The organism is Niallia oryzisoli, assembly GCF_043641075.1.
In the GTDB taxonomy this organism is placed as follows: domain Bacteria; phylum Bacillota; class Bacilli; order Bacillales; family Cytobacillaceae; genus Bacillus_BD; species Bacillus_BD oryzisoli_A.
The window spans coordinates 15,184-40,311 of sequence record NZ_JBHZRC010000015.1 but is presented as its reverse complement, the minus strand read 5'-3'; the positions used below and the strand labels follow the sequence as shown (position 1 = coordinate 40,311).

Genomic DNA, 25,128 nt, shown 5'->3' with positions numbered 1-25,128 from the left:
CAGAGGTGAAGTCGATGATCAAACAGCGCGGATTGATGATTTTATTGATTCTGTTATTCATTTTAGCCGGGTGCTCCGACGATAAGGAGAAATCGAGTGAAGAGGCAGAAACACCTGCGGAGGGCGTCCAGGATCAAGGAGCAGCTGATGAACCAGCGCCAACCGAAACGCAGCCAACAGATGAGGTACCTAAACCAACTAATCCAAAACCGGAACTGCCAAAAGGTGATAACCAAACAGGAGGCGGCAAACGTCCAGCGGCACCCCAGCCTTCCGAACCCGCAACCGAAACTGAAACTGAACCCGTAACGGAGGAGCCTGTAGGACCTGCCATCATCCCATCTTCATCAACTCAAGAAGGCCCCACTGAACTGGAAGAGCAGCAAATGTACCTTTTAATGGATGAATATATGGCCAACTATCCATTAGCTGTCAACGAGGGTGCCTTCATTTATATCATGTATTTAATTGACCCGGCGAGTGCCTTCTACAATGCTCAGGCGGAATATGTGCTTGATACCTATGATCGGAATATTAAGGAGACCCTATTGTATTATGAAATTTCCAGCATCACACCGATCGGAGAAGATACGTATCACATAACGGTCCAGGAATCGTTCAGCGTCTATTATGGCGATGAAGGCAGAGAATCGATTATGGACTTTGAAAATGTCTACACCGTGAAAAAATTCCAATATGGCGTGTTTTTAATTACGGACCTCCAGGTAACGACTTTGATATAAATCTAAACAGCAAAAGAGGTTCCGAGGACTTCAAAACCCCGTTACAAAGCCTTTCGCAACAGGGTTCTGAGTCATTCGCACCCAGAGAAAAGATGCCATTCCTACAATGAAATGGTATCTTTTCTCTGGACTTTATGGCGTTCCCTTCCACAAAGCTCCATGGATTCAGCCGTTCCGAGGGAGGAATCCAAATGGTTTCGTTTCGTTTTTTTATTTTTATGTTCTATCTACTTTTCACATAATTTGTATTATCCATCTGTTGAGTAAGGCGGCTTACATTAAATCTTCCACTTGTTTTACAACATTCTCAACCGTGAATCCAAAATGCTCCATTAATTTCTCAGCTTTTCCTGAAGCTCCAAACGCATCGATGCCAATAATCCTGCCATTGTTACCTACATAGCGTTCCCAGCCAAACGGCGAGCCCATTTCAATCGCCAACCGTTTTGTCACTTGCGGAGGCAATACAGCATTCTTATATTCTTGGTCTTGTTCGTCGAAACGATCCCATGACGGCATACTAACAACACTTACGTTAATTCCTTTTTCTTGCAACACCTGCTGTGCCTGAATGGCCAGCTGAACCTCAGATCCAGTTGCAATCAATAAGGCATCTGGTGTTTCTTTTGCAGATGGGCTGATAACATAAGCACCTTTTTTTACCCCTTCATAGGCTTTCTCTTTCGTACTTTCTAATGTTGGCAGGTTCTGTCTTGTCAGTACGAGGGCAGTCGGTTTATCCTTTGATTCCACCGCTAGTCTCCAAGCGGCAGTTGTTTCATTGCCGTCTGCCGGACGAATGACGGATAATCCAGGCATCACGCGGAAGGAAGCTAAATGTTCAATCGGCTGATGTGTCGGACCGTCCTCCCCTACCGCAATGGAATCATGTGTTAAAACATAGGTGACAGGTAATTTCATTAGAGCCGATAAACGAACGGCTGGACGAAGATAGTCACTGAAGACAAAGAAAGTACCGCCGAATACTTTTAATCCTCCATGCAAAGCCATACCATTTAAGGCCGCAGCCATAGCAAATTCACGAACACCAAACCAAATATTTTTACCTTCATAGGTATTTCTTGAAAAATCAGCCTGCCCCTTAATCGTTGTTTTGTTGGATCCGGCCAAATCTGCACTTCCACCGATAAAGTGTGGTAAAGCTTCTGCAATCGCATTCAGCACTTGACCAGATGTATCACGCGTTGCTTTACTTTCTCCCATTTCAAAGACTGGAAGATTCTCGGCCCAGTTGCTAGAAAGTTCACCGCTGATTGCTTGTTCCAACGCTGCAGCTGCTTCAGGATACTTTCCTTTGTAAGTGGCAAAGACGGCGTTCCAGGCGTTTTCGGCTAAGGCACCTTTTTTAACCACTTTTTCAGTAAAATCGTTATACACCTCAGCAGGAACGTGGAATGGCTCAAAGTCCCATTGATAGTTTTCCTTTGTTAATTGTACTTCTACCTTTCCAAGCGGCGCACCATGCGAAGCCGAGGAACCTGATTTATTTGGCGAGCCGTATCCAATCACCGTTTTCACTTCAATTAACGTCGGCTGTGCTGTATTCCTTTTTGCTTCACTTATCGCATTTCCTAATGCCGCTACATCATTGCCGTCTTCCACTCGAATAACCTGCCAGCCATAGGCTTTAAAGCGTTCTTCTGCATGATCTGAGTAGGATTTATCTAAATCACCATCAAGGGAAATATCATTAGAATCATATAGAACGATTAATTTTCCTAACCCAAGATGTCCGGCAAGTGATGCTGTTTCATGTGAGATGCCTTCCATTAAATCACCATCACCGACTAATGCGTATGTATAATGGTCAATGACTGTGAGGTCTTCTTTATTGTAAGTAGCTGCCAGGTGTGCTTCTGCCATCGCCATCCCAACTGCTGTAGCAATCCCTTGTCCAAGCGGACCTGTAGTAGTTTCCACTCCATCTGTATGACGATACTCAGGATGGCCCGGAGTTCTAGAACCCCACTGACGGAAATTTTTTAAATCATCGATGGTCACATCATAGCCTGATAGATGAAGCAATGCGTAGACCAGCATCGAGCCATGGCCGGCAGATAAGACAAAACGGTCGCGGTTAAACCACTTTGAATTTTTCGGGTTATGTGACATAAACTCCGTCCATAAGGCGTAAGCCATCGGTGCCGCACCCATCGGTAAACCAGGATGGCCTGAATTGGCTTTTTCAATAGCATCTATGGCAAGTGTGCGAATAGCATTAATAGATAATTGCTCTACGGAGGTAGCAGTAATTGCCAAAGTAAACACTCCTTTTCATATTAGTTCGTTGCTTTATCCTATTATTTGCTTGTTTCTTTTTGCGGTACCTTCTCCCAATCTGCTAAAAATTGTTTAATTCCGTTATCAGTTAATGGATGGCTCCATAATTTAGGGAATAAGCTTCCAGGGATTGTCGCAATGTCAGCACCAGCAATGGCTGCCTTTTCCAAGTGTCCGATGTTTCTTACACTCGCTGTGATTATTTTTGCTTTTAATTGATAGTTTACAAGAACCGTTTTTAGATTTTTTATAAGCTCTAAACCGTCCACACCAATATCATCGACTCTTCCTACAAATGGACTTATATAAGTTGCGCCGGCTTTTGCAGCCATTAAACCCTGCGATACAGAGAAAATGAGTGTTACATTTGTTTTAATGCCTTCTTTTGCTAAAATATGGACTGCTTCAATCCCCGCTTCTGTCATTGGGATTTTCACGACAACATTTGGAGCCCATTCAGCAATGATTCTCGCTTCCCTCACCATTTCTTCAACAGTTAGGCCAATCACTTCTGCACTGACTGGTCCGTCTACAACACTGCAAATCTCTTTAATTGTTTCTTCGAAATCTCTGTTTTCCTTAGCAATGATCGTTGGGTTCGTTGTCACACCATCAACCAGACCTAAACGGTTAATTCGTTTAATTTCTTCAATGTTGGCTGTGTCTAAGAAAAATTCCATTTTGGTTTCCTCCAATGATGTTTTTATTTGTTAAATTTGGATGTGTATTTCCCGTTCAAGAAACCTTAATCAACTAACGGAACAAAAAATGCACTTAAATAATGTCCTGTTTCTCTTTCTATCTAGCAAACTCAAAAACCGGATGCAGACTCTCTACATAACGTACCCGCTGTTCTTTTCCATAGATCAATATGGAATGGGTGACATACTGGTTGGATTCCTTCTTTATTCCGTTTAAATACAGATTGTCTGTAATTCCGGTTGCTGCAAAAATGCACTCATCCGAGCCAATTAATTGTTCATGTCGCAATGGCTTAGTCGGATTAAGAATCCCCATATCCATACATCTATTCAATTCTTCTTCATCAAACGGCAGCAGCTTGGCCTGCATATCTCCACCGAGGCTTCTTACGGCAACAGCGCCGAGAACACCTTCAGGAGCACCGCCGATTCCTAGAAACATATCTATATTCAAGCTTTCGATACAGGTTGCTGCTGTATAGGTTACATCACCATCGTTGAATAAATGAACTTTTGCGCCAGACCTTCTAATTAGATCGATATAGCTCTGATGTCTTGGTCTATCTTGAATGAGAATCGTTAATTCCCTTATATCCTTACCGTTCGCCTTTGCGACGGCATGAATGTTGTCTAACAACGGTGCTTCAATATCAATCTTTCCTTTTGCTTTTGGACCAACTGCCATTTTTTCCATATACATATCAGGAGCATGTAGCAGAGTTCCTTTCGGAGCAACAGCGATAACCGTGCTAGCATTGCTTTGCCCATTAACAGTAGGATTTGTTCCTTCAATCGGATCGACAGCGATATCTACTTCCAGACCTTTACCGGTCCCCACCTTTTCACCTATATACAGCATGGGTGCTTCATCGATTTCTCCTTCACCTATCACGACTGTTCCGTTTATCCTTAATCTGTTTAACGCTTCACGCATCGCATTTGTACCGGCACCATCCGCAGCCATTTTATCGCCGCTGCCAATCCACGGCAGTGCTGCAATAGCGGCTGATTCGGTTACTTTTAATAAATCCAGTAACAATGATCGCATGTTGTTGCCCCCCTTTAGATTTTGCTTGTTAGTTACAAGCTACTGTTTCTATAAAATTTACATTTACGAATTCTTTTTCTTTTTCGATAATTTTATCGACTTTTCGTTTTGAACCTTCTGCCCACTCGGAATTTAGGTAGGCATCAACAATTTTTTTACCGGCTTCAAGTCCGATAATTTGTGAACCCATCGTAATGATTTGTGCATTATTGCTAAGCTGCGCTCTTTCAGCAGAGTATGTATCATGACAAAGCGCCGCACGGATGCCTGGGTATTTATTAGCTGCAATCGATACACCAATTCCTGTTCCACAGATTAAGATTCCGCGATCCAGCTTGCTATTACTGATAGCCTCTGCCACTTCAAATGCCACATCCGGATAATCCACCGCATCCTCGCTGTAGCAGCCATAGTCTACTATTTCATGCTCTGTTTCTGCCAAGTACTTTTTGATCTCTTCCTTAAATTGAAACGCATTATGATCACTGCCAATACCAATTTTCATTTCGTTAACCCCCTTAAAATTTTTCGCCTTTATTTTTATCTATTTTCATTTTAATACACACTTTATCGTTTTTCAATTTTTTTTTTTGTTTATTGTCGTTTTATTTTATTATTTATTTTCGTTTAATAAAATTTCGCAAATTTTTTTCAAAAAAAAGAACCAGAAATAAATGTTCCTGATTCTTTTTTTGAATGTTTTCATTTTCTATTATGCAGGTTGAAGGATCTATGTTGAGTTGTGGTCATTCTTTATTCAATAGTCTTTTATACGCCTACATTTAATACTTGTGTTTCAACGAAGCTTTGGAACGTCGATAGGATATAATAAGCTGACGTTGCGCCTGGATCCTGCGCACCAAGGGATCTCTCACCTAAACGGCTCGAGCGCCCTCTTTTTGATAATAGATCTTTCGTTGATTCCATTCCTTTTTTCCCTGCTTCTACTGCCAGGCGGAACGAACGGACGAAATCCTGTGATTCACTGAAAGATTCTTCTAATGTTTGGAAGAAAGGCTCTAGTGTATCAATCATTGTTTTATCGCCAACCTCTGCTTGTCCGCGTTCCTTCACACCTTTAGCAAAGGCAATCCAGAATTGAGCAAGATCTTGATCGTTTATGACGGTTTTGCCTTTAATTTCTTTTGCTCCGCGTAAAAAACCTGTTGCGTATAGTGGACCAACAGAGGATCCAACCGCACTTAAAAAGGTTTTTCCAACCGTAATGCTGATTTTGCTGCAATCTTCCTCAGCAACCAGCTCGTTTTCCAATTTATCATTGATTGCCTGCCAACCGATAGACATCGTCACACCGTGGTCACCATCGCCCAATTTACGGTCAAGCTCACAAAGGTAATCCTTTTTTTCCTCAATCATTTCGACTATTTCTTTATAGTATTGTTTCAGCTCTTTTGCTGTTAATTCCATTTTCATAACCCCCCTTTATTTTTGAACAAACATCGGACAATCAACCGGATGATCAACGGCTTTCATTAACTCATCATCCAATTTCATTAAGGTTACAGAGCAGCCGCCCATTTCTAATGAAGTAATATAATCTCCCACATAGGAACGATAGATTTCAATTCCTAATTCGCTTAGGATTTGCTCTACTCTTCTAAACATAATATATAATTCCATTCTTGGTGTTGAACCAAGGCCATTCACAAGTACAGCAACTTTATCACCTTTGGTTATTTCGATATCAGCTAAAATATCATGAACAAGGCGGTCTGCTACTTCATCAGCTGTTTTTATTGGTCCTTTTTCAACTCCAGGCTCCCCATGATGGCCAAGACCGATTTCCATTTCATCTTCACCAATTTCGAAGCTTGGTTTACCCGTTTGCGGCAATGAGCATGGAGATAAGCCAACACCCATAGAGCGGGTATTTTCATTCGCTTTTTTCGCAACACGAATAACATCCTCTAGGCTATAGCCAAAATCAGCTGCTGCTCCCGCTGCTTTCCAGATAAATAAGGATCCGGCAATTCCACGGCGTTTTTCTTTTTCCGCTTTCGGAGCTGACGCTACATCATCTGATGTTAAAGCCATTCCAACTTTAATATCCTCTTCTAATTCTGCCAACTCTGCAGCCATTCCAAAGTTCATCACATCGCCAGCATAGTTTCCGTATAAATACGCAACGCCTGCACCTTGATCAATTGCTTTTGTTACTTCCAAAATTGGATCAGGTGACGGGGAGGCAAAAATATTTCCAACGGCAACCCCATCTGCCATTCCAGCACCTACATATCCCAGAAATCCCGGTTCGTGACCTGAACCGCCTCCAATTAATATGCCAACTTTACCTTCTCTTGTCTTTTTCATTGTCACGAGTGCACGGTCATTTTCGGGTAATGCTTTTATATAGTCTGGGTGCGCTTTCAAATATCCTTCAAGCATTTCTTCTACAACGTTTTTTGGATTGTTAATGAGCTTTTTCATAGCTGCTGCACTCCTTTATCATTTTGATGGTCAACCATCTAATCATTTTTATTTTGCCATATCAGTCGAGTCAATGACATATAAATATAGCTTAATATTGTCTTAATAATTATTGACAAAATCTATAAAACTAGATCACTCTTTCTTCAATATCTTCTGCTTTTACATTGGCTTCCGAAGGTAATTTTAAAAATCTAGTGAGAACAGCACTTAATACATAAAGACCTACTAAGATGAAGATAATTCCTTGTGTGCCGACAAAATTATAGAATAAAGCTACAAGTGATGGTCCAACGAAGACGCATAAACCTGCTCCGAGATTTAGAATCGACATAGCTGCTCCTTTATCGCCGTCACTAACGAGTGATGGAGTTAAGGCAGAAAGCGGAACATATCCTGCTAGACACGCGCCCCATAATACACCGATGATGGAAAGAACAAAGATATTTCCGGCAAACCATTGTGGAGCGAGGTATAATAATAGTGTGAAGGTGGCACAGCCGATACCCCCAAACCATGTAACCGTGTTTCTCCAGCCTAATTTATCGCCGACAACACCGAAAATTAGATTGAAAGCAATATTCGAGATGAAAATCGTACCCCATATATTTAACCAGACTGTCATAGTGACTCCATAGTCAGCTAAGTAGAGCGGTAAGAATAATGGGAACGCATACTGTGATGTCTGATTAATGATACGGACAATACCCGCAATACCAACCTTTGGTTCTCTTTTTATAATTGTAATTCCGTTTAACAGCTCTTTTAATTTTGATGATGCTGAATTATCGTCTTTTGCTTTAAGCTCAAATTTATCGCGGTTAACGAAGACTGCAAAAAACCAACCGATGATAACCCAAAGAATAGCAGTCCAAAGGGTAGGAATATGGCCAAAAGCTGCAATGGACCAACTGGAGAAATAAGCACCTAATACGCTCAATCCGCCTGTAAACATAAACCAAAACCAGCCAACTGCCGTTCCTAATTTTTGCTGCGGGGTTTTATAAGTAACCCATACTAAAAATGAATAAGCGAACATCGGATAGCCAAAACCTCTGATAGCATATGTCGGGATCATCAAGCCATAATGTAATTCCGGCAAGGCAAAGCCGACGAATAAAGCATGACCGATTGCATAGAATAAAGCACCGATAGTCATCGTTTTTCTTGGACCAATGGCCTCTACCAGGACGCCGGAGAACCAAGCGGCAATCGCTATGGTTACACCATAAGCGGTCGTAAGTGTTGCTGCCTGTTGAATGGTTATTCCCTGTTCAACAAGATATGTACTGAGCCATGCGAGCTCAAGGCCGTCACCCATCATAAAAATAAGGACGCCTACGTAACCCCACACAAGATTTGAAGGAATGCCGATCTTATCTAAAAAATTACCTTGCTGCCTCAAATCATTCATTTCCCTAACCCTCCCAAAGCCAATATAAAATTTATTTATTATTTATCTAATACTTTTCAAAGAGTTTTTTTTCATATAAAACGCTTTCAATTCCGATTAACTTCCCTACCGATTGGGGGCAATCAACAGGGAAGGTAATCTTTGAATGGTAAACATACTATCCAGGGACAGCGTTACAGTATTTATTGGGAAATCGTAAAACAAGGGATTTTGATTACTTAAGGTACTAAAATAACTTTTAAGGATTCTGAACCTTTTTTCACAAGGTCAAAGCCTTCTTGGAATTGCTCTAATCCAAATTGGTGAGTCACTACGCTTTCAGTTGGAATTTCACCTTTTGCAATGCCATCGATTACTAATGGATAACAATATGGCCCTAAATGTGCACCTAACAAATCAAGTTCTTTGCGGTCGCTGATGATACTCCAATCAACCGTTACTGGTTTACCAAATACACCAAACTCAACAAACGTACCAAGCTTTCTGATTGCACTTAAGCCTTGCTCAACAGATGCAGGATGCCCTGTTGCTTCAATATAAATATCACAGCCATAACCTTCTGTCATATTCTTAATTTCTTGCACGGCATCTACTTTGCTTGGATTTAAAACAATGTCTGCGCCGAATTTCTTTGCTAATTCAAGACGGTCATCTTGAAGATCCAACACGACTAGTGTTACTGCTCCTGATTTCTTAATTGGAGCGACCATACCTAATCCTAGTGTTCCTGCTCCTGATAGGACAACGAAATCTCCAAGCTGGATTTTTGCTCTTTGAACTGCGTGCATACTACAAGCATATGGCTCAATTAGTATAGCTTGTTCAATAGGCATATCTTCAGGAACTTTATAATTACGGCCTTCCTTCGGTAATTTCATGTATTCAGCCATACCGCCGTTTACATTATTTTGGAATCCATATAAATCATGTTTTTCACACATCCAGTATTGACCTCTTTTGCAAAAGCGGCATTCTTCACATGGAACAATTTGTTCGGAAATAATTCTATCGCCAATTTCAAAATCTTTTACGGCAGAACCCTTTTGTACAACCCGGCCAATAAATTCATGTCCTGGAATCATCGGTGCCTTAATGTATGCAGGCTGTTTTTCATCTCCCCAGAAGCTTGGAGCACCATCAAAGGCTTTAACATCACCTGCACAAATTCCACATGCTTCTACTTTGATGATGATTTCCTTATCATTTTCTATTGTCGGTACAGGTACTTCTTCAAATTTGTAATCCCCAGGAGCGTATGCTACAACCGCTTTCATTGTTTTTGGAAGTTCAACTTTCTGCATTGTTTCGTTGTTAAGTGTTTGTGTCATTTGGAAATCTCCTTTTCTTATATGTTTATTTCCATCATCTTTTATGTAAATGGATGAGAAGGAATCTATGATGGATATTAAATAGCTATGTTACTATTGATTAATACTTTTATTAAAATAAGCACGTCTTTTTATACTACCTGATTTGTCTCCGTCTTTCCGTGACATCTGTTACAGTTAAAAAGATCAATTGAATTTACTAGGAATCTACTATTCTATCACTTGAATCTTGATTGCAATCACTAAATCTTTAATAAGAAACAAATTGTTCTATCTTAAGGAATCGGTTTCAATTTATTTCGTTCTCTACACCTCCTGTTTGTTGTTTTGTTTCGCTTTACACTCTAAATATTATCATTTATTTTTGTTTTGTCAATTATATTTTTGTGTATTTTTCTTATTTATTTTTATTTATCTTTATTTAAATTAAAACGAAAACAAACGAAAAAAAATATTTGATTATACGCATTTTAAAAGTGCTATATATTGTGGTTAATATATTTATTTTCGTCTATATACAGAAGAAGAATAGAAGGAGATCCTTCAAGAAGGCAAATGAAAGAAGTGGATGGCCTTAATAAATGGCGAGGGAATCCTATAGATAGCTAGTTTCCCTTTTATATTCGTCACAGTTTTTTCGTTTTTTTAAATAAAGAAAAAGTTTAAAAGAGAATATTATTGAAAAATAAGCAAAAATACAATAAGATGAAAATAATATACCAAGTTATAAGGATGAACATATATGAAAATGTTTGCAAGCGAACGAAAAAATATAATTATGCAAATCCTGCATGAGCAGGAAAGAATTACTGTGAAGGACTTGGCTAAGGAAATCGGAGTGTCAGAAGCGACATTACGGACTGACCTCAGTAAAATGGAAATGGAAGGTCTATTAACGAGAACTCATGGCGGCGCTGTTCTGAATGATGAAAACAATAATGAAATGAGTTTTTCAGCCCGTGAAAAGAAAAACAAACATGAAAAAATGCAAATTGCAAAGCTCGCTTCGGAATTTGTGAAAGAAAAACAGTGTATTCTGCTGGATGCCAGTTCGACTGTCCTAGAATTTGCCCGCTACTTAAAGGATCAGCCTATTCGCCTAACCGTTGTAACAAGCGGACTCCAAACAGCATTAGAACTAAAAGACAATCCAGATATTACCGTTATATTGATTGGCGGAATGGTGACAAAAGGTTCAACTTCTATCGAAGGTACCTTAGGGGTTAGTATACTTGATACTGTTAATATTGATGTGTTCTTCACATCAGCCAATGGCTTTTCCGCAGAGTCCGGCTTAACTGACTTTAACCTCTATGAAATTTCACTTAAAAAGGAAATGATCAAACGGTCTAAAAAGGTTATCGCCTTAGTCGATTCAACGAAAATCGGAAGCAACTCCAGTGCAGTTTTCGCAGACCTTAATCAAATTGATGCATTGATTACAGACCAATCCATAAATGATGAGACCTTAAAAGTCCTTACAAAGCATGATATTGATGTAATTACGCCTCTAGATAATTAATAAAGAGTATACTTCGTCGGGACTAGTGCTTGACGGAGTATTTTTTTGAAGAAAAAGGGAGATCCCATTAATTAAAGGATCTCCCTTGTATTTTTTTCAGAGGTATTGATTAACTAAATACAGAAGTGAACGCTTCGTTTAACTGGCGGCGGTGATAGAAGATACCTTGTCCAAGCTTGTCCTCTGTCCAAGTAATGGTTGGGAAGTCAGAATAGACAGCATATCCTCCAGTGTATACCTCGTTACGGTTTCCAGATGGGTCAAAGAAGTAAATGGTTTGACCTCTAGTTACACCATGACGAGTAGGTGTAACGTCAATTTCTACTTCGTTACGTGAAAGAATATCGGAAGCTCTTAAAATATCATGCCAGCTTTCTAAATACCAGCCTGCATGGTGGATTTTCCCTACTGGCCCTTTGATTAAAGCAATATCGTGTCCAGTCATGGTAGTTGTAAGCCATGTAGCAATTAAGTCTTCACCGTCAACTGTGACGATTTTTTCCGTTTCTACAAAGCCTAATACATCTTTAAATAATCTCTTTGTATTCACAACGTCATCGCCTGATAATAATGCATGGTCAAGACGATGCGGTGCAATTCCTCTTAGACCATCTGGCCATGGATGCGGATTGAGTGTACCAGTAGGGACACCTACATATTCAATATCATGATAGAATTCAATTTTATGTCCTGTTGGAACAAGAACACGGATTGCCTGCCCTTCACCAATACGTGATTTATTTGAAACACGCTCGATAGAGCAGCCAAAGTCACCAATTTTCTTTTCTAATGTATCTAAAACTTCATTATTTGTTACTTTGAAGGCCATGTGATCCATTCCGGCAGAATCGGACTTTTCTAAGATTACACTGTGATGATCCCATTCGTCCCATGCTTTTAAATAGACTCTGTTTTCGTCGCGGCCCGTAATGTCAAGACCTAGAACATTTGTGTAGTAATCAACTGATTTTTCAAAGTCATGTACTCTTAGCTGAATACGTCCCAATCTTTCAATACCGTTAAAATTCATCATAGATTAACACGCCCCTTTTTTCATTACTAGAATTCGTTTATTTCATAGATGTTCTATCAGCCTATTGAACTAATAAACCATGTTGACGTCATTTTTTGATAAAAAAGAAGATCCTCCCAAATCCCCTGATTTATCAATGTACATCCCTGTTTAGGATCATTCACAACACAACTATGAAATAAGATTTACAAACTAATGATAACGCTTCCAAAATAGATATACAATGGCACCAACTGTCTGAAAAATCGATATAATTAGACAGTAGCTGTCGTTTTTTCAAGACAAACTCTATCTCTCACTTAATTGTCATTTTTACATCATAAAACACCTTGCTTCTTCCATTATAATGGGATTGGACTTATTTTTCGGATTAGATTGTGAAACTTTTAACATTATTTTAAAAAGGGGGAATTGATTTTGAATTACACTCATTTATTTGAACAAGGGAAAATCGGTAATCTTCTGTTGAAAAACCGAGTTGTCATGCCTCCGATGGAAACCAACCTATCCGGTACTGAAGGCGAAATCACGGACCATCAAATTCGGTATTATGAGGAAAGAGCAAAGGGCGGAGCGGGGTTAATTATTGTGGAGATGACCTCTGTTGAGTACAAGTACGGAAAGGCTTCGGCTGTACAAACGAGGATTGACGATGACCGCTTCATTCCGGGATTCCACCGTTTGGCTAATGCCCTACATAAGTATGGAACGAAAATGTTCGTTCAGCTGCACCACGGCGGACGTCAGTCAAGCTCGATTTATATAGACGGCAGACAAATCGTCGCACCAAGCCCCATCACTAGTGCTGCAGTTGGAGAAGAGCCGCGGGAATTAACCACTGCCGAAGTGAAGGAGCTTGTAAACAAATTTATTATGGGTGCTGTTAGATCAAAGCTTGCAGGTGCAGACGGAGTTGAAGTTCATGCCGCACACGGTTATTTGGTGAATGAGTTTTTAAGCCCTCTTACTAATATTCGGACCGATGAATATGGCGGCAGCTTTGAAAACAGAATGCGCTTCTTAGAGGAGATCATTCTCGGCATTAAAGAGCAATGCGGACGTGATTATCCTGTCATAGTAAGGTTAAGTGTTGATGAATTTGTGGAAGGCGGTATGGATGTCGAGCTGGGAAAAAGAATTGGCATGCACCTGGAGAAAATAGGTGTTGATGCGATTCATGCAAGTGCGGGAACCTACGAATCCTTTGAAGTGGTTATCGAATCGCCGCTTTACGAGCAAGGTTGGAGGGTCTATCTTGCAGAGGAAATGAAAAAAGCCGTTAGCATCCCTGTTATCGCTGTAGGTGTTATTCGCGAGCCCGAATTTGCTGAGTCGATTTTGGCAGACGGAAAAGCCGACTTTATCGCCATCGGGCGCGGGCAAATTGCTGATCCGGAGTGGGTTCACAAGGTAATGGAGGGCCGTGAAAGTGAAATCCGTAAATGTATTTGCTGTATGCACTGCATCAGATCTGTGGGTAAGCATCTCCATGTTCAATGTGCGGTTAACGTGAGGGCAGGAAGGGAAATGGAATTTGATCACCTAACCCCGATTCAGGATAAGCGCCATGTTGTGATTGTCGGCGGCGGTCCGGGAGGCATGGAAGCAGCAAGGGTTCTTGCCGAAAGAGGCTACAGGATTACCTTATTTGAAAAAGACAGCCGGCTTGGCGGACAGCTTCATCTTGTAAGCAAGCCGCTCCATAAGGAAAAAATGAATTGGTTTGTTGAATTCCAGCAGCATGAATTGGAGCGGTTAGGTGTTGATATCCGCATGAATACCGAGCCAACGATTGAGCTGTTAAAAGCGATGGATCCATATGCGGTTATTTTAGCAACTGGTGCCAAAGGATATATTCCGGATATCCCGGGGCATAATTTGCCGAATGTCTATGGATATGAATATGTCTATTCACACCATAAATACTTCAACAGGGAAAAAATCGTCGTAATGGGCAGCGGCATGATTTGCTTTAGCATCACCGACCAGCTGGCGGCTAAGGGGAATGATGTGACCTTTATTGAGCTTCCAACTGCGATTGGTAAACGCATCAGCGCTCCAACAAGAATGCGCCTGATGAATCGTCTGCAGAAATCCAATGTCAAAATCATCTCAGACCACCGGGTAACGGAGATTCAACCGGGTGCAGTCATGATTAAGGATCCTGCTTTAGGTGAGCAGCGTGAGGTTGTAATGGATAATGTGGTGATCGCGATGGGAACACAGGCGTACAATCCATTAGAGGAATTGTATCGCCTACATTTCGATAATGTGTTTGTTATTGGCGATGCGGTCAATCATCCAGGGTCCTTGTCAACAGCCGTAAAGGATGGATTTGAATTGGCTTATGTGCTGGAGTCTCAGGTTTGTGAAAAACGGAATGTTGTGCCTGTTTGATTGGTTGTTTTGATTTGGCTGATGAAGGAAAGTTGATAGGTCCCTGAACATACTAATGAGGGACCGCCTTCTCTCTGAAAAAAGGTAATTGTCCTTCATTTTTTTGACGGATAGTAGTTTGATTAGATAAAAGAAAGAGGTCCTTCATGAACTGGGTGAAGGACCTCTTTTTATGCGTGCATCGATTTTTGTCCTTTAAAGGGTTTCTCAAGGACATTTCGTCCTCCCCACAGCTCAATTTTGTCCTTCATAAGTCTCCTCAAGGGAATTTCGTCCAACCCACTACTCGATTTTGTCCTTCATAAGCCTCCTCAAAGACATTTCGTCCATCTCACAAATCGATTTTGTCCTTCATAAGCCTTCTCAAAGACATTTCGTCCTCCTCACAAATCGATCCTGTCCTTCATAAGCCTTCTCAAAGACATTTCGTCCTCCCCACAAATCGATTTTGTCCTTCATAAGCCTTCTCAAGGACATTTCGTCCGCCTCACAAATCGATTTTGTCCTTCATAAGCCTCCTCAAGGACATTTCGTGCAACCCACTACTCGATCTTGTCCTTCATAAGCCTCCTCAAGGACATTTTGGCCAACCCACTACTCGATTTTGTCCTTCATAAGCCTTCTCATGGACATTTCGTCCACCTCATAACTCGATCTTGTCCTTCATAAGCCTTCTCATGGACATTTCTACCTCCCCACAAATCGATTTTGTCCTTCAAAAAGCCCAGCCCAACTCTACTATAATAAAAAACAAAAAAACTGAAGGAACACTTCCAGTTCAGAAGCATTCCTTCAGTTTAATAGTGATATAAAACTAATTTTATTGCGCTTTTACAAATTCAGCTGATTTAATTCCAGCTTGACGGCCAAATACAATGATCTCACCTACAGAGTTTCCGCCGATACGGTTTTGACCGTGTAGCCCGCCAGTTACTTCTCCTGCTGCGAATAGACCAGGAATTGGTTGTCCATCTTTAGTTAGTACTTCTGTATTTGTGTTGATTACTACTCCACCCATTGTATAGTGGATTCCAGGGCCGATTTTGATTGCATAGTATGGGGCACCTGTTAAAGCGTTGTCCATTGCAGTTGTTCTGCCGAATTCTGCATCGCTTTTATTTGTTACTGCTGTGTTCCAAGTGTCAAGAGATGCTTTTAATGCGTCTGCTGGAACCTTCATTTGCTCAGCTAGTGCTTCAATTGTATCACCTTTTACAGTAAAGCCCTTTTTCTCGTATTGTTCAATTGCTTTTGCACGAGATTTAACACCTGAATCAAATACAAGCCAAGCATTTTGTTCTGGAAGTGCATTGATTGCTGCTGTTACATTGTCGCGAGTATCCATTTCGTTATGGAATCTTGTACCTTCCGCGTTAACAAGGATTGCTCCTTCACCGCGAACTACTTCACCAATCAAATAGGAATTTTCCTGTTGTACAGTTGGGTGAACTTGGATTTGTTCTAAATCAACTGTTGTACCGCCTAAATCCTCAATCATCTTAATACCGTCGCCAGTACTTCCTTCTTGGTTAGTTGTTACATAGCCAGCTAGATCTGGTCTAACTTTCTCAATCATATCCATGTTAGCTCCGAAACCACCAGAAGCTACGACAACAGCTTTTGCTGTAATGGTTTTCTTATCTTTTCCATTAAAAACGACTTTAACTCCATTTACTTTTCCGTCTTTTTCAGTAATTTCTTTTACATCAGCATTTACGAAAAGAGGGATTTTTTGCTCTTCAACATTTCTAACTAATCCAGCTACAAGGTATTGACCTACAGCAGAGCCGTCTTCAGGACGGTGTGTACGCTCTACGCTCATGCCACCTGTAATTGTGATATTGTTTAAACGAATACCAATGGAGTCTAACCAATCAATAGCAGCTGCTGAATTATCTACGAAGTAACGAAGCATTTCAGGATTATTTGTTCCTTTACCGCCTTTTAATGTTTCTTCATAGAATTTATCGTTGCTATCTGTAATGCCTTTCTCTGTTTGGAACTTTGTTTGAGACGCGTTCATACCAGAGGAAGATTTTGATGTGTTTCCACCAGCAACCGGCATTTTTTCTAAGATTACTGGGTTCATGCCTGCTGCTTTTGCTTCAAGTGCAGCGGTCATACCTGCACCACCAGCACCGATAATAACGATATCATAGCTGTCCTTAAGCTCTTCGTATGGAGTATAGGAGCCTTCTTCAGATGCACCTGTGACAGCTTCTTCTTCCTTATTTGCTTCTTCTTTTTTCTCTTCTTTTGGATCTTCCTTTTTCGGCTCGCTTGCGTTATTGCTTCCGCAGCCCGCAGCAATTAGCATAAAAATACTTAAGAAGAGCACAAAAAATATGCTTTTCTTCTTCATTATTGTCATCTCCTTTAATGTGAATAGATTCACATTTGTTAGTACGTTGATATCATACAAATTCCTATATTATTTTTCTATAAAATTCAGCGGCTTTTATAAAACGCTCACAAGTTTTTGTCGTTTTAATGAACGTTATCGTTTCATATTTTATATAGCTTGAGCAGGTCTTATAATAGATGATTACTCTATTCTAATGGAATATTTATACAATATTTCTATAATTTTGAGTTATTGGATTTGTAATCCTTATAGGCATGTATTTTATATTTTCTCTAAAAATCGTCTGATTTTATAGCCTTTTTAGAATAATTTTAACAATGGAAATATTATCCAATAGGTATAATCCTGCACCTATAGGCTATATGATAGTAGCATGTTGACCATTTTGGATTGGAGGCTGGATTCATGACATTAGCCGAAGTTTTGCAGAAGCGTACGATCCTTCAACAATATAAGAACTGGTATATTTTGGACAGTGATTTTTCTTGGAATATTCGTTCCATTTACCATGAAATTTTTGCCCATATGGATACCTTGCTTCAAATACCGGTTATTTTTTGTTCGATAAGGGAAGCGAATAAGATTGTAAGCGATTTAGGCGAGGATGAAGATGAATATTTGCGTTTTGCCGCGGGGATTTATTGGCGAGAGCTGGGGATTGTTTTTATTTTTCATTACGAGGAATATGAAACCCTCATTGAGACTATTTTCCATGAATTTCGGCATGTGATGCAGGATCTGGACCCAGGCTTCCGGCATCATTTCGAAACTGATAAAAAACTGCCTTATAAGGAACGCAAAACGGAAATCGATGCCTTTCAGTTTGCCAAAGAAAAAACGGAAGAGTATTTCAGGACCTTTTATGACCGCGAAAATGTGGTTTAGTATAACCTATTTATTATATTAATATAACAAAAGAGAAAGAACCGAGTAGGTCTTTCTCTTTTTTGTATGAGTATAAAATAGTGTGGATTACGTATATGAAGATGTTTTTCCCTACCTTACATTGCTACTGAAAAAACAAATTGCTCTGGCTTTCGGGCCTCAAGCTTGTGAAGCTCTAAGAAGAATTTTTTGTATTCAACGATTGATAATTCACCGTAAATATAGCTTTTTTGCAGATAATCTAATAATTCATTGGCATGTAATGGGTTACGCTTCTTTACCGATTCAAAACGCTTAATCAATTCTTCTAACATGATTCATCCACTCATTTCATTTATTATTTTATCACCTTGCTTATGTTGTTTTTAGTATAACACATGAGACCTAATGTGTTTTATTATTAAAATTTTCAAACTACCGACATTTTTCTACAAAAACTTTGCCGAAGCGTGGGGACGGTTCTTGTGCTTCCAAAAAACGGAGGGACGGTTCTCTTGCTTCCTTTTTGGAAGCGAGAGAACCGTCCCCCTGCATCTAATTTTTTTCTGTTGATAAGGATAGGCCATTTTTTCCTAGCAGCATGCTTCCTGTAAGGAGGGCGACTATTGCTAGGATGACGAGGATGATGAATACGGTATGCAGGCTTTGTGCAAGCACATGACCGTATAGTTCATCGCTTAGCCATAGGCCGGATACCGCGATGCCGATTGCCTGACCTAGGTTTCGTAGTAGGTTAAAGGACCCCATAGCTGCTCCTCTGAGCTTCCAATCGACCGCAGATTGAACAGCGACTGTAAACGCAGTGAGAGCCAAACCGAATCCGAAGCCCAGAACTGCTGTAATAACCATCATGAATGCAATTGTGGTTTGATCATCCATAAAAATTAAGCCGAAGGTGCCAAGAGCCACGATGGAAATACCGGTAACGGCTATTTTTCCAATTGATGTTTTAGCCAGCCATCTTCCTGACAGCATAGCCCCGAGCGGCCAAGTAATCGACATCGGCAGCATGGAAATACCTGACACAGTCGCATTTAAATTATTCACACCCTGTACCCATAAAGGAATATAGAACGTAACGGTTACGAGGATAAAGCCGAATAAAAAGCCAGCCGTATTTGCGACAGAGATAAATTTGTTTTTAAATAACGATAACGGCAGCATCGGCTCCTTGGAATTTTTTTCAATCCAAAAGAACAATCCGATTCCAACCAACGCTACAGCCAACAGCAGCAGGATACTGCTTGTGAGTGCCTTCTGCTCCTTCAATAAGGTTAATGCGTAAAGAAACGAGGTCATACTGATGGCAAAGGTAAAAATACCCGGATAATCGATGATTTGCTTTTTCTTTTCCAGGTGCTCGTGTAACGATACCCATAATAGAATCAACGAAACAATACCAAACGGAAGGTTCATAAAGAAAATCCAGCGCCAGGAAATATAATCAACGATAAATCCTCCGGCGAGCGGACCAACGATCCCTGATATTCCCCAGACAGAGCTAATCATTCCTTGGATTTTGGCACGCTGTTCAAAAGCAAACACATCTCCAATAATCGTAAATGGAATGGTCGTTAAAGCACCTGCTCCAATTCCCTGAATCACACGAAACCAGACAAGCTGCTCCATCGTCTGTGCCAGCCCTGAAAGCATCGAACCCGCAACAAAAATGATAACACCGAGCGTAAACATCAGCTTTCTTCCATACAAGTCCGCCATTTTTCCAAAAATAGGCGTGCCAATTACCATGGCCAATAAATAGACAGATATCACCCACGTATAAAGATTGCTGCCTCCTAAATCCTCAACAATCACCGGCATTGCCGTACTCACAATCGTTCCCTCAATCGCCGTAAGAAACGTCGCAATCAACAAGGCCCAAATAACCCACTTTTGATTCGTCTCCTTCTTCATCGTATTCCTCCTTTTGGAAGCGGGGGGACGGTTCTCCCGCTTCCAAATTTCATGATTTTGCAGTACTTCTTTTTATCATTCGTTCACGATCCTTGGATCCGCGTTACCTTGTTCATAAATCTCAATCGGCAATCCATCCGGATCAGACAAAAATGTGAACCTTTTTTGCGTAAATGGATCCTCCCTGATAGTTTCAACCTCTACGTTTTGCTCATGTAAATAGCCGACTGCCTCCTCTATATCCTCGACAGCAAACGCAAGATGTCGTAACCCCGCTGCCTCGGGATAACTCGGACGCGCCGGCGGGTTTGGAAATGAAAATAACTCAATCTGGTAGTGGCCGTTCACTTCCAGGTCTAATTTATAGGAATCCCTTTCCTCACGATAGACCTCTCTGAGCGGAGTAAGCCCAAGGATCCTTATGTAGAAGTCCTTTGATTTCTCGTAGTTTGAACAAATAATCGCAATGTGGTGGATGCTTACTAATTTCATAGTTGTTCTTTCCTTCCTCGCAAAAGAGTTACAAGGAAAATAGTATCATATTTCTTTCTATATGGATTGAAAAATGATTTGTTTAATGGACTCATTTTTTCGACATTCGTGCCGATGATTTGCATTGTGAAAAACTGTCTCAAAACTTTCGCGCCAGTTTGAGACAACATCCGGACAGGACTATGCTTCCGTTCTATATGTTTATTTTGGCAAGGTCTCCCCCTTACTATGAAAAACAATCGAGCAGCCCCCTTTTGTGTTTTCCCCAGTTAATTCTACAGAGTATAGTCTACCGATTGTTTGGAAGGTGAACTGCCCTTCTTCGTTTTCAGTAAAATTTTTCGTGAAAATTTCTCCTTTTCTGTTGCATAGATGAATGGTTACTGATCCATTTTCAACGGTAATAGAATAGTTCATCTTCATTTGCTGGTCTTTTTTTAAGTAAAACTGAAAGAATTCCGTCCCATCGAATTTCGTATAAGAAACTTTCAACCTTCTGGGCGTTACTTTCCACCTGTAGTTACGATAGGTTCTGGTGCTGATGCGTAAGATTCGAAACTTTATAAGGATGAATATGATAATAGCGATAATAATAAGTGCGATAATATCTGCCAGCTTTACCACTCCTTTCAGATAAAATTGGAAAGTACTTTGCTAATAAATTGTGAAACTTGGTCTGTCAATGTTTGGATTCACCAATTCTTTCACTCTATCACAATACAAAGAATTCTTGTACATACATGGCGTGCTTTTGGACAACAACACTAGTGCATAAAAAAAAGACCTGTAGAGTATACAGATCATCATGCTTGATAGTCATTATTCTCGTAAGCGCCTACTTTACGCGTTTTCAAAAATATATATGAGAACCATTTGGAAGCAGGAGAACCGTCCCCCCGCTTCATTCCCGCCTTCTCTTGGTGCTGTCGACTAGTTCGACGAATTGGAGTAGGAGGAAGAATGGCCATAGGAGGACGAAGCTAATTTCTTTTAGGATGGTGTTGATTGGCTGAGCCTTGAGGTACCATAAGACGGTGAAGCCGATTAACAGGTAAAGGGCTATTTGCAGAAGCATCTGATCACCTTCTTAATCCTTTATTATAGTTTATACAGAATTGGGTTTTTGGTGATAGGTGGATGGGCTGTTTTTTTGTGCGGACAGAGTGTATTTTTGCCTTCTTTTATTGGCAGCTTGTTCTCTTTTAAAAATTTTCACCATAAAAACTACACCTCCAATTGTTAGTTGTTTCAACAATCGGGGGTGCAATTCATATCAACTTTCCATCTATATTGAGGAACTACTTTGAATTAGTCTTATAATTGAGGTAAAACCAACATAGTTTTTGCAAGCCATGCAGCACCAATGACTCCTGCATCATTTCCTAGTTTTGCCATTCTCAGCTCGGCTCCTTCAGCTACACGTGGGAAAGCATATTGCATAAACTGCTGTTGAAGCGGCCGTAATAACGTTTCACCTGCTTTAGAAACTCCGCCTCCAATCACAATTTTTTCTGGGTTTGTCACATTTGCAATATTGGCGAGGGCAAAGCCTAAATGGAAGGCTAGTTTATTCACTACCTTCAAAGCAAGCTCGTCGCCAGCTTTCGCTTCATCAAAGATCTTTTTAGCAGATAGGTGCGCTGCCTCTCTTAAGATACTTTTTGTATCTGATGATTTTAAATACGATTCTGCTAAACGGACAACACCTGTTGCAGAGGCAACCGTTTCTAAACATCCCAGCTTTCCGCAATTACACCTCACTGCATTGTCGATCACAGCTGCAATGTGACCTATTTCTCCGGCTGCGCCGTTTACTCCATGTAGTATTTCACCGTTTGCAATGACACCTCCGCCTACTCCGGTTCCAAGTGTGACACATAATAAATTTTGCGCCCCTTCTCCCGCTCCTTTCCACATCTCACCAATCGCAGCTACATTTGCATCATTATCAACCACAACAGGCAAAGAAGTTGCTTGTTCAAGCAATTCCCGAAGCGGAAAATGACTCCAGCCCAGATTAACGGCTACCTCAATTGATCCATTCTCATCGTTTACAGGTCCCGGAGCCCCAACACCTAATCCAATCAGTTTCCCTTTCGTTTCTCCTAATTCTGAAATCTTACTATCAATTGCGCTAGCAATCTCCGAAGGAATATGAATTCCGTTATCAGCTGTGTTCGTAGGAACCTCCCACTTATGAGAAATTTCCCCTTCATCTGTAATAAACGCCAGCTTTATTGTCGTACCACCAATATCTACACCAACTAACCATTTGTCATCCATTGTTGTTCACCCTTTTCGCCTTTATACAAGAAAAGCCTTGTAGCGTGAAATACCACAAGGCTTTTGCTCTATTAAATGATTATGACTTATGCCCACCACATCTCGGTAAGTTTTTCCTTGAAGAGGACTTCTTTCAAAAGTCCAATAGCCTTGCCTAATCCTTCATCGATGGATGCTAGCATATCCTCATGCTCAATCGATAAAACATAATCATAGTCAACTGCACGAAGCGTGCTAACCATGTCCTTCCACAGCTTCTCATTTTGACCATATCCAACAGAACGGAATGTCCAGGAACGGTCTAAAATTTTACTATAGTGCTTTGTATCCAGTACCCCATTCACACTGACATTGGCTTTGTCCATATACGTATCTTTCGCATGGAAATGGAAAATTGCATTTTCGCGGCCAAGCTTTTTAATTGCCTCAACTGGATCAATTCCCTGCCAAATCAAATGACTTGGATCAAAATTGGCCCCAATATTTCCTCCCGCATGCTCTCTTAATTTGAGCAGGGTCTCCGGATTATAGACAACAAATCCCGGGTGCATTTCAAAGGCAATCTTAATTCCGTGTGTTTGGGCAAACTTTGATTCTTCCTTCCAATAAGGAAGGACTGCCTCCTTCCACTGCCAATCCAAGGCCTCTGAATATTCCGGTGGCCAAGAACATGTAATCCAGTTAGGATATTTTGCTTCTGCATGATCTCCTGGGCATCCGGAGAACCCATTCACCACATCTACTCCTAATCTCTCAGCTAGTAAAACCGTTTTTCTCCAGACATCATGTGCTTCTGCGGCTGCTTCTTTGTTTGGATGTAATGGATTACCGTGACAGCTTAAGGCGCTTATCATTAGTCCACGGTCTTCAATGGCACGCTGGAATGCTCTTAATTTCTCAGGACTTTCCAATAACTCATCAGGATTACAATGACTGTTTCCTGGATAATTCCCTGTTCCAAACTCTACTGCTTCCACACCCATTACTGCTAATTTATCTAATGCTTCTTCAAAAGGAAGGTTTTGATATAAAACAGTAAAGACACCTAGTTTCATATAGAAACCTCCTTCTTCGTTTCAACCTTTACCCATTGCTGTTTTGCGTTACTTTCTAAAATAGCATCTGTAATACACATCGAAATATGTCCGTCTTCAAATGTTGCAAAGTTTGGCTTATCTGTTATCAGACTCTTACCGTCACGAATGAAAGAATAATAGTTTTTCATCATATTTTTCAACGCATCAGGCCATCCTTCGTTATGTCCTCCCGGATGATGGATGGCACCCCTTGCTTCCGCTGCAAACAGGCTTGCATCAGCAAGAAGAACCTCGTTTGGTTTATCCCGGTAACCGAACCATACCTTCTCAGGCTCTTCTTGATTCCAGGATGCAGAACATTTACTGCCGGCAATTTCAAAATGAAGATGATTTTTACGACCTGCGCTTACCTGCGATACGGTAAATACACCTCTTGAACCGTCTTCAAAGCGGACTAGAACTGAAGCATAGTCTTCTGTTCCAATCGGCACATCCTCGTACTCGATCTCAGAAGGATCTTGTGTACTAAAGGTTGCCACTGCCGATTTCGGTTTTTTCCTTATCGGAATAACTGTTGCCAGATCAGCAAATACTTCAACAATTTTCTTTCCAGTTACATATTGAACGGTATCACACCAGTGGGAGCCGATATCGGCAACAGCTCTCGACTTTCCACCAATTTCAGGATTCATGCGCCAGTTAAAATCCGTATCATATAAAAGCCAGTCCTGTAAATAGCCACCGTGAACAATGTTTACTTTTCCAAGATCTCCATTTGCAATTTTCGCTTGTAGATTTTGCACGCTAGCAAACTGGCGATAATTGAAGTTTACACCATGAACCACACCATGCTGTTTTGCCAATGCAACTAGTTCAGCAGACTCCTCACTATTCATGGCTAAGGGTTTTTCTGATACTACATGCTTGCCAGCTAAGATAATCTCCTTCGTGATTGGAAAATGAAGATGATTTGGCGTACAGTTATGAATAACTTGAATCTCAGGATCTTGAAGCATTTCACGATAATCTCCAAATGCTTTTGGAATCCCCAACTCAGCTGCCTTTTTTTCAGCAGCCTCCTGATTTGTTTCCGCTAATCCTACTACTTCGGCAAAACCCAGTCTTCTAATTGCTTCTATATGAGTTGGCCCAATAAAACCTGTACCAATTACTCCAACCTTAATTTTCTCCATGTTATTTCCTCCTATCCAAACCGC

General features: G+C 40.7%; 21 protein-coding genes. 4 read left to right on the top strand and 17 right to left on the bottom strand.

Annotated elements, in window-relative coordinates:
• Positions 1 to 14 precede the first annotated feature (14 nt).
• Positions 15 to 743: a TcaA NTF2-like domain-containing protein gene (locus ACHUFV_RS24315; protein ID WP_394238742.1), complete on the top strand. Its 729-nt coding sequence runs from the start codon at positions 15 to 17 to the stop codon at positions 741 to 743.
• A gap of 273 nt (positions 744 to 1,016) precedes the next feature.
• Here ACHUFV_RS24315 and tkt read toward each other — a convergent pair whose 3' ends face one another.
• The 8 genes from tkt to ACHUFV_RS24275 form a co-directional block, all read right to left on the bottom strand.
• Positions 1,017 to 3,023 (bottom strand): transketolase, encoded by a 2,007-nt coding sequence (gene tkt / locus ACHUFV_RS24310; protein ID WP_394238740.1) that lies wholly within the window; start codon positions 3,021 to 3,023, stop codon positions 1,017 to 1,019.
• Between the two features lie 41 nt (positions 3,024 to 3,064).
• Complete coding sequence (gene fsa, locus ACHUFV_RS24305) at positions 3,065 to 3,724, bottom strand: fructose-6-phosphate aldolase (protein ID WP_394238739.1); 660 nt, start codon at positions 3,722 to 3,724, stop codon at positions 3,065 to 3,067.
• 118 nt (positions 3,725 to 3,842) lie between these two features.
• Positions 3,843 to 4,793 carry a class II fructose-bisphosphatase gene (glpX, locus tag ACHUFV_RS24300; protein ID WP_394238737.1) on the bottom strand — a complete coding sequence of 317 codons (951 nt, stop codon included), beginning with the start codon at positions 4,791 to 4,793 and terminating at the stop codon, positions 3,843 to 3,845.
• Positions 4,794 to 4,821: 28 nt separating this feature from the next.
• On the bottom strand, positions 4,822 to 5,298 hold the full coding sequence (gene rpiB, locus ACHUFV_RS24295) for a ribose 5-phosphate isomerase B (RefSeq protein ID WP_394238735.1): 477 nt from the start codon (positions 5,296 to 5,298) through the stop codon (positions 4,822 to 4,824).
• A gap of 263 nt (positions 5,299 to 5,561) precedes the next feature.
• Complete coding sequence (dhaL, locus tag ACHUFV_RS24290; protein ID WP_394238734.1) at positions 5,562 to 6,221, bottom strand: dihydroxyacetone kinase subunit DhaL; 660 nt, start codon at positions 6,219 to 6,221, stop codon at positions 5,562 to 5,564.
• 15 nt (positions 6,222 to 6,236) lie between these two features.
• Positions 6,237 to 7,241, bottom strand: a complete 1,005-nt coding sequence (locus ACHUFV_RS24285) for a dihydroxyacetone kinase subunit DhaK (RefSeq protein ID WP_394238732.1) — start codon at positions 7,239 to 7,241, stop codon at positions 6,237 to 6,239.
• Positions 7,242 to 7,371: 130 nt separating this feature from the next.
• On the bottom strand, positions 7,372 to 8,655 hold the full coding sequence (locus tag ACHUFV_RS24280) for an MFS transporter (protein ID WP_394238730.1): 1,284 nt from the start codon (positions 8,653 to 8,655) through the stop codon (positions 7,372 to 7,374).
• A 218-nt stretch (positions 8,656 to 8,873) separates the two neighbouring features.
• Entirely contained in the window at positions 8,874 to 9,983 is a 1,110-nt protein-coding gene (locus tag ACHUFV_RS24275; RefSeq protein WP_394238728.1) for an MDR/zinc-dependent alcohol dehydrogenase-like family protein, read from the bottom strand.
• A 742-nt stretch (positions 9,984 to 10,725) separates the two neighbouring features.
• Here ACHUFV_RS24275 and ACHUFV_RS24270 point away from each other — a divergent pair.
• Positions 10,726 to 11,505, top strand: coding sequence for a DeoR/GlpR family DNA-binding transcription regulator (locus ACHUFV_RS24270; protein ID WP_394238726.1), 780 nt, complete (start codon positions 10,726 to 10,728; stop codon positions 11,503 to 11,505).
• Positions 11,506 to 11,614: 109 nt separating this feature from the next.
• Here the strand turns inward: ACHUFV_RS24270 and ACHUFV_RS24265 are convergent, their stop codons facing one another.
• Positions 11,615 to 12,538, bottom strand: coding sequence for a catechol 2,3-dioxygenase (locus ACHUFV_RS24265; protein WP_394238725.1), 924 nt, complete (start codon positions 12,536 to 12,538; stop codon positions 11,615 to 11,617).
• Between the two features lie 417 nt (positions 12,539 to 12,955).
• Here ACHUFV_RS24265 and ACHUFV_RS24260 point away from each other — a divergent pair, with 417 nt between their 5' ends.
• Positions 12,956 to 14,935 carry an oxidoreductase gene (locus ACHUFV_RS24260; RefSeq protein ID WP_394238723.1) on the top strand — a complete coding sequence of 660 codons (1,980 nt, stop codon included), beginning with the start codon at positions 12,956 to 12,958 and terminating at the stop codon, positions 14,933 to 14,935.
• Between the two features lie 820 nt (positions 14,936 to 15,755).
• On the opposite strand, the gene ACHUFV_RS24255 is transcribed toward ACHUFV_RS24260, so the two are convergent.
• Positions 15,756 to 17,297 carry a flavocytochrome c gene (locus ACHUFV_RS24255; RefSeq protein WP_394238721.1) on the bottom strand — a complete coding sequence of 514 codons (1,542 nt, stop codon included), beginning with the start codon at positions 17,295 to 17,297 and terminating at the stop codon, positions 15,756 to 15,758.
• A 408-nt stretch (positions 17,298 to 17,705) separates the two neighbouring features.
• On the opposite strand from ACHUFV_RS24255, the gene ACHUFV_RS24250 reads away from it, so the two are divergent.
• Entirely contained in the window at positions 17,706 to 18,185 is a 480-nt protein-coding gene (locus tag ACHUFV_RS24250) for a DUF3920 family protein (protein WP_394238719.1), read from the top strand.
• Between the two features lie 116 nt (positions 18,186 to 18,301).
• Here the strand turns inward: ACHUFV_RS24250 and yppF are convergent, their stop codons facing one another.
• The 7 genes from yppF to ACHUFV_RS24215 form a co-directional block, all read right to left on the bottom strand.
• Entirely contained in the window at positions 18,302 to 18,499 is a 198-nt protein-coding gene (gene yppF / locus ACHUFV_RS24245; protein ID WP_394238718.1) for a YppF family protein, read from the bottom strand.
• 220 nt (positions 18,500 to 18,719) lie between these two features.
• A complete protein-coding gene (locus ACHUFV_RS24240) occupies positions 18,720 to 20,099 on the bottom strand; it encodes an MDR family MFS transporter (RefSeq protein ID WP_394238716.1) in 1,380 nt (459 codons plus the stop codon).
• Between the two features lie 75 nt (positions 20,100 to 20,174).
• On the bottom strand, positions 20,175 to 20,591 hold the full coding sequence (gene gloA2, locus ACHUFV_RS24235; protein WP_394238714.1) for an SMU1112c/YaeR family gloxylase I-like metalloprotein: 417 nt from the start codon (positions 20,589 to 20,591) through the stop codon (positions 20,175 to 20,177).
• A 201-nt stretch (positions 20,592 to 20,792) separates the two neighbouring features.
• Positions 20,793 to 21,014, bottom strand: a complete 222-nt coding sequence (locus ACHUFV_RS24230; RefSeq protein ID WP_394238712.1) for a hypothetical protein — start codon at positions 21,012 to 21,014, stop codon at positions 20,793 to 20,795.
• An 891-nt stretch (positions 21,015 to 21,905) separates the two neighbouring features.
• On the bottom strand, positions 21,906 to 22,874 hold the full coding sequence (locus ACHUFV_RS24225; protein WP_394238710.1) for an ROK family glucokinase: 969 nt from the start codon (positions 22,872 to 22,874) through the stop codon (positions 21,906 to 21,908).
• 86 nt (positions 22,875 to 22,960) lie between these two features.
• Positions 22,961 to 23,929 (bottom strand): sugar phosphate isomerase/epimerase family protein, encoded by a 969-nt coding sequence (locus tag ACHUFV_RS24220; protein ID WP_394238708.1) that lies wholly within the window; start codon positions 23,927 to 23,929, stop codon positions 22,961 to 22,963.
• Positions 23,926 to 25,104: a Gfo/Idh/MocA family protein gene (locus ACHUFV_RS24215; RefSeq protein WP_394238706.1), complete on the bottom strand. Its 1,179-nt coding sequence runs from the start codon at positions 25,102 to 25,104 to the stop codon at positions 23,926 to 23,928. The genes ACHUFV_RS24220 and ACHUFV_RS24215 overlap by 4 nt, the downstream gene beginning before the upstream one ends.
• Between the last annotated feature and the right edge of the window lie 24 nt (positions 25,105 to 25,128).

Coding starts and splice junctions, on each gene's coding strand:
- ACHUFV_RS24315 (WP_394238742.1), top strand. CDS start 15: ATGATCAAACAGCGCGGATTGATGATTTTATTGATTCTGTTATTCATT.
- ACHUFV_RS24270 (WP_394238726.1), top strand. CDS start 10,726: ATGAAAATGTTTGCAAGCGAACGAAAAAATATAATTATGCAAATCCTG.
- ACHUFV_RS24265 (WP_394238725.1), bottom strand. CDS start 12,538: ATGATGAATTTTAACGGTATTGAAAGATTGGGACGTATTCAGCTAAGA.
- ACHUFV_RS24215 (WP_394238706.1), bottom strand. CDS start 25,104: ATGGAGAAAATTAAGGTTGGAGTAATTGGTACAGGTTTTATTGGGCCA.
- fsa (WP_394238739.1), bottom strand. CDS start 3,724: ATGGAATTTTTCTTAGACACAGCCAACATTGAAGAAATTAAACGAATT.
- glpX (WP_394238737.1), bottom strand. CDS start 4,793: ATGCGATCATTGTTACTGGATTTATTAAAAGTAACCGAATCAGCCGCT.
- ACHUFV_RS24220 (WP_394238708.1), bottom strand. CDS start 23,929: ATGAAACTAGGTGTCTTTACTGTTTTATATCAAAACCTTCCTTTTGAA.
- ACHUFV_RS24250 (WP_394238719.1), top strand. CDS start 17,706: ATGACATTAGCCGAAGTTTTGCAGAAGCGTACGATCCTTCAACAATAT.
- ACHUFV_RS24255 (WP_394238721.1), bottom strand. CDS start 17,297: ATGAAGAAGAAAAGCATATTTTTTGTGCTCTTCTTAAGTATTTTTATG.
- yppF (WP_394238718.1), bottom strand. CDS start 18,499: ATGTTAGAAGAATTGATTAAGCGTTTTGAATCGGTAAAGAAGCGTAAC.
- ACHUFV_RS24280 (WP_394238730.1), bottom strand. CDS start 8,655: ATGAATGATTTGAGGCAGCAAGGTAATTTTTTAGATAAGATCGGCATT.
- rpiB (WP_394238735.1), bottom strand. CDS start 5,298: ATGAAAATTGGTATTGGCAGTGATCATAATGCGTTTCAATTTAAGGAA.
- dhaL (WP_394238734.1), bottom strand. CDS start 6,221: ATGGAATTAACAGCAAAAGAGCTGAAACAATACTATAAAGAAATAGTC.
- ACHUFV_RS24230 (WP_394238712.1), bottom strand. CDS start 21,014: ATGAAGATGAACTATTCTATTACCGTTGAAAATGGATCAGTAACCATT.
- gloA2 (WP_394238714.1), bottom strand. CDS start 20,591: ATGAAATTAGTAAGCATCCACCACATTGCGATTATTTGTTCAAACTAC.
- ACHUFV_RS24240 (WP_394238716.1), bottom strand. CDS start 20,099: ATGAAGAAGGAGACGAATCAAAAGTGGGTTATTTGGGCCTTGTTGATT.
- ACHUFV_RS24285 (WP_394238732.1), bottom strand. CDS start 7,241: ATGAAAAAGCTCATTAACAATCCAAAAAACGTTGTAGAAGAAATGCTT.
- ACHUFV_RS24225 (WP_394238710.1), bottom strand. CDS start 22,874: ATGGATGACAAATGGTTAGTTGGTGTAGATATTGGTGGTACGACAATA.
- ACHUFV_RS24275 (WP_394238728.1), bottom strand. CDS start 9,983: ATGACACAAACACTTAACAACGAAACAATGCAGAAAGTTGAACTTCCA.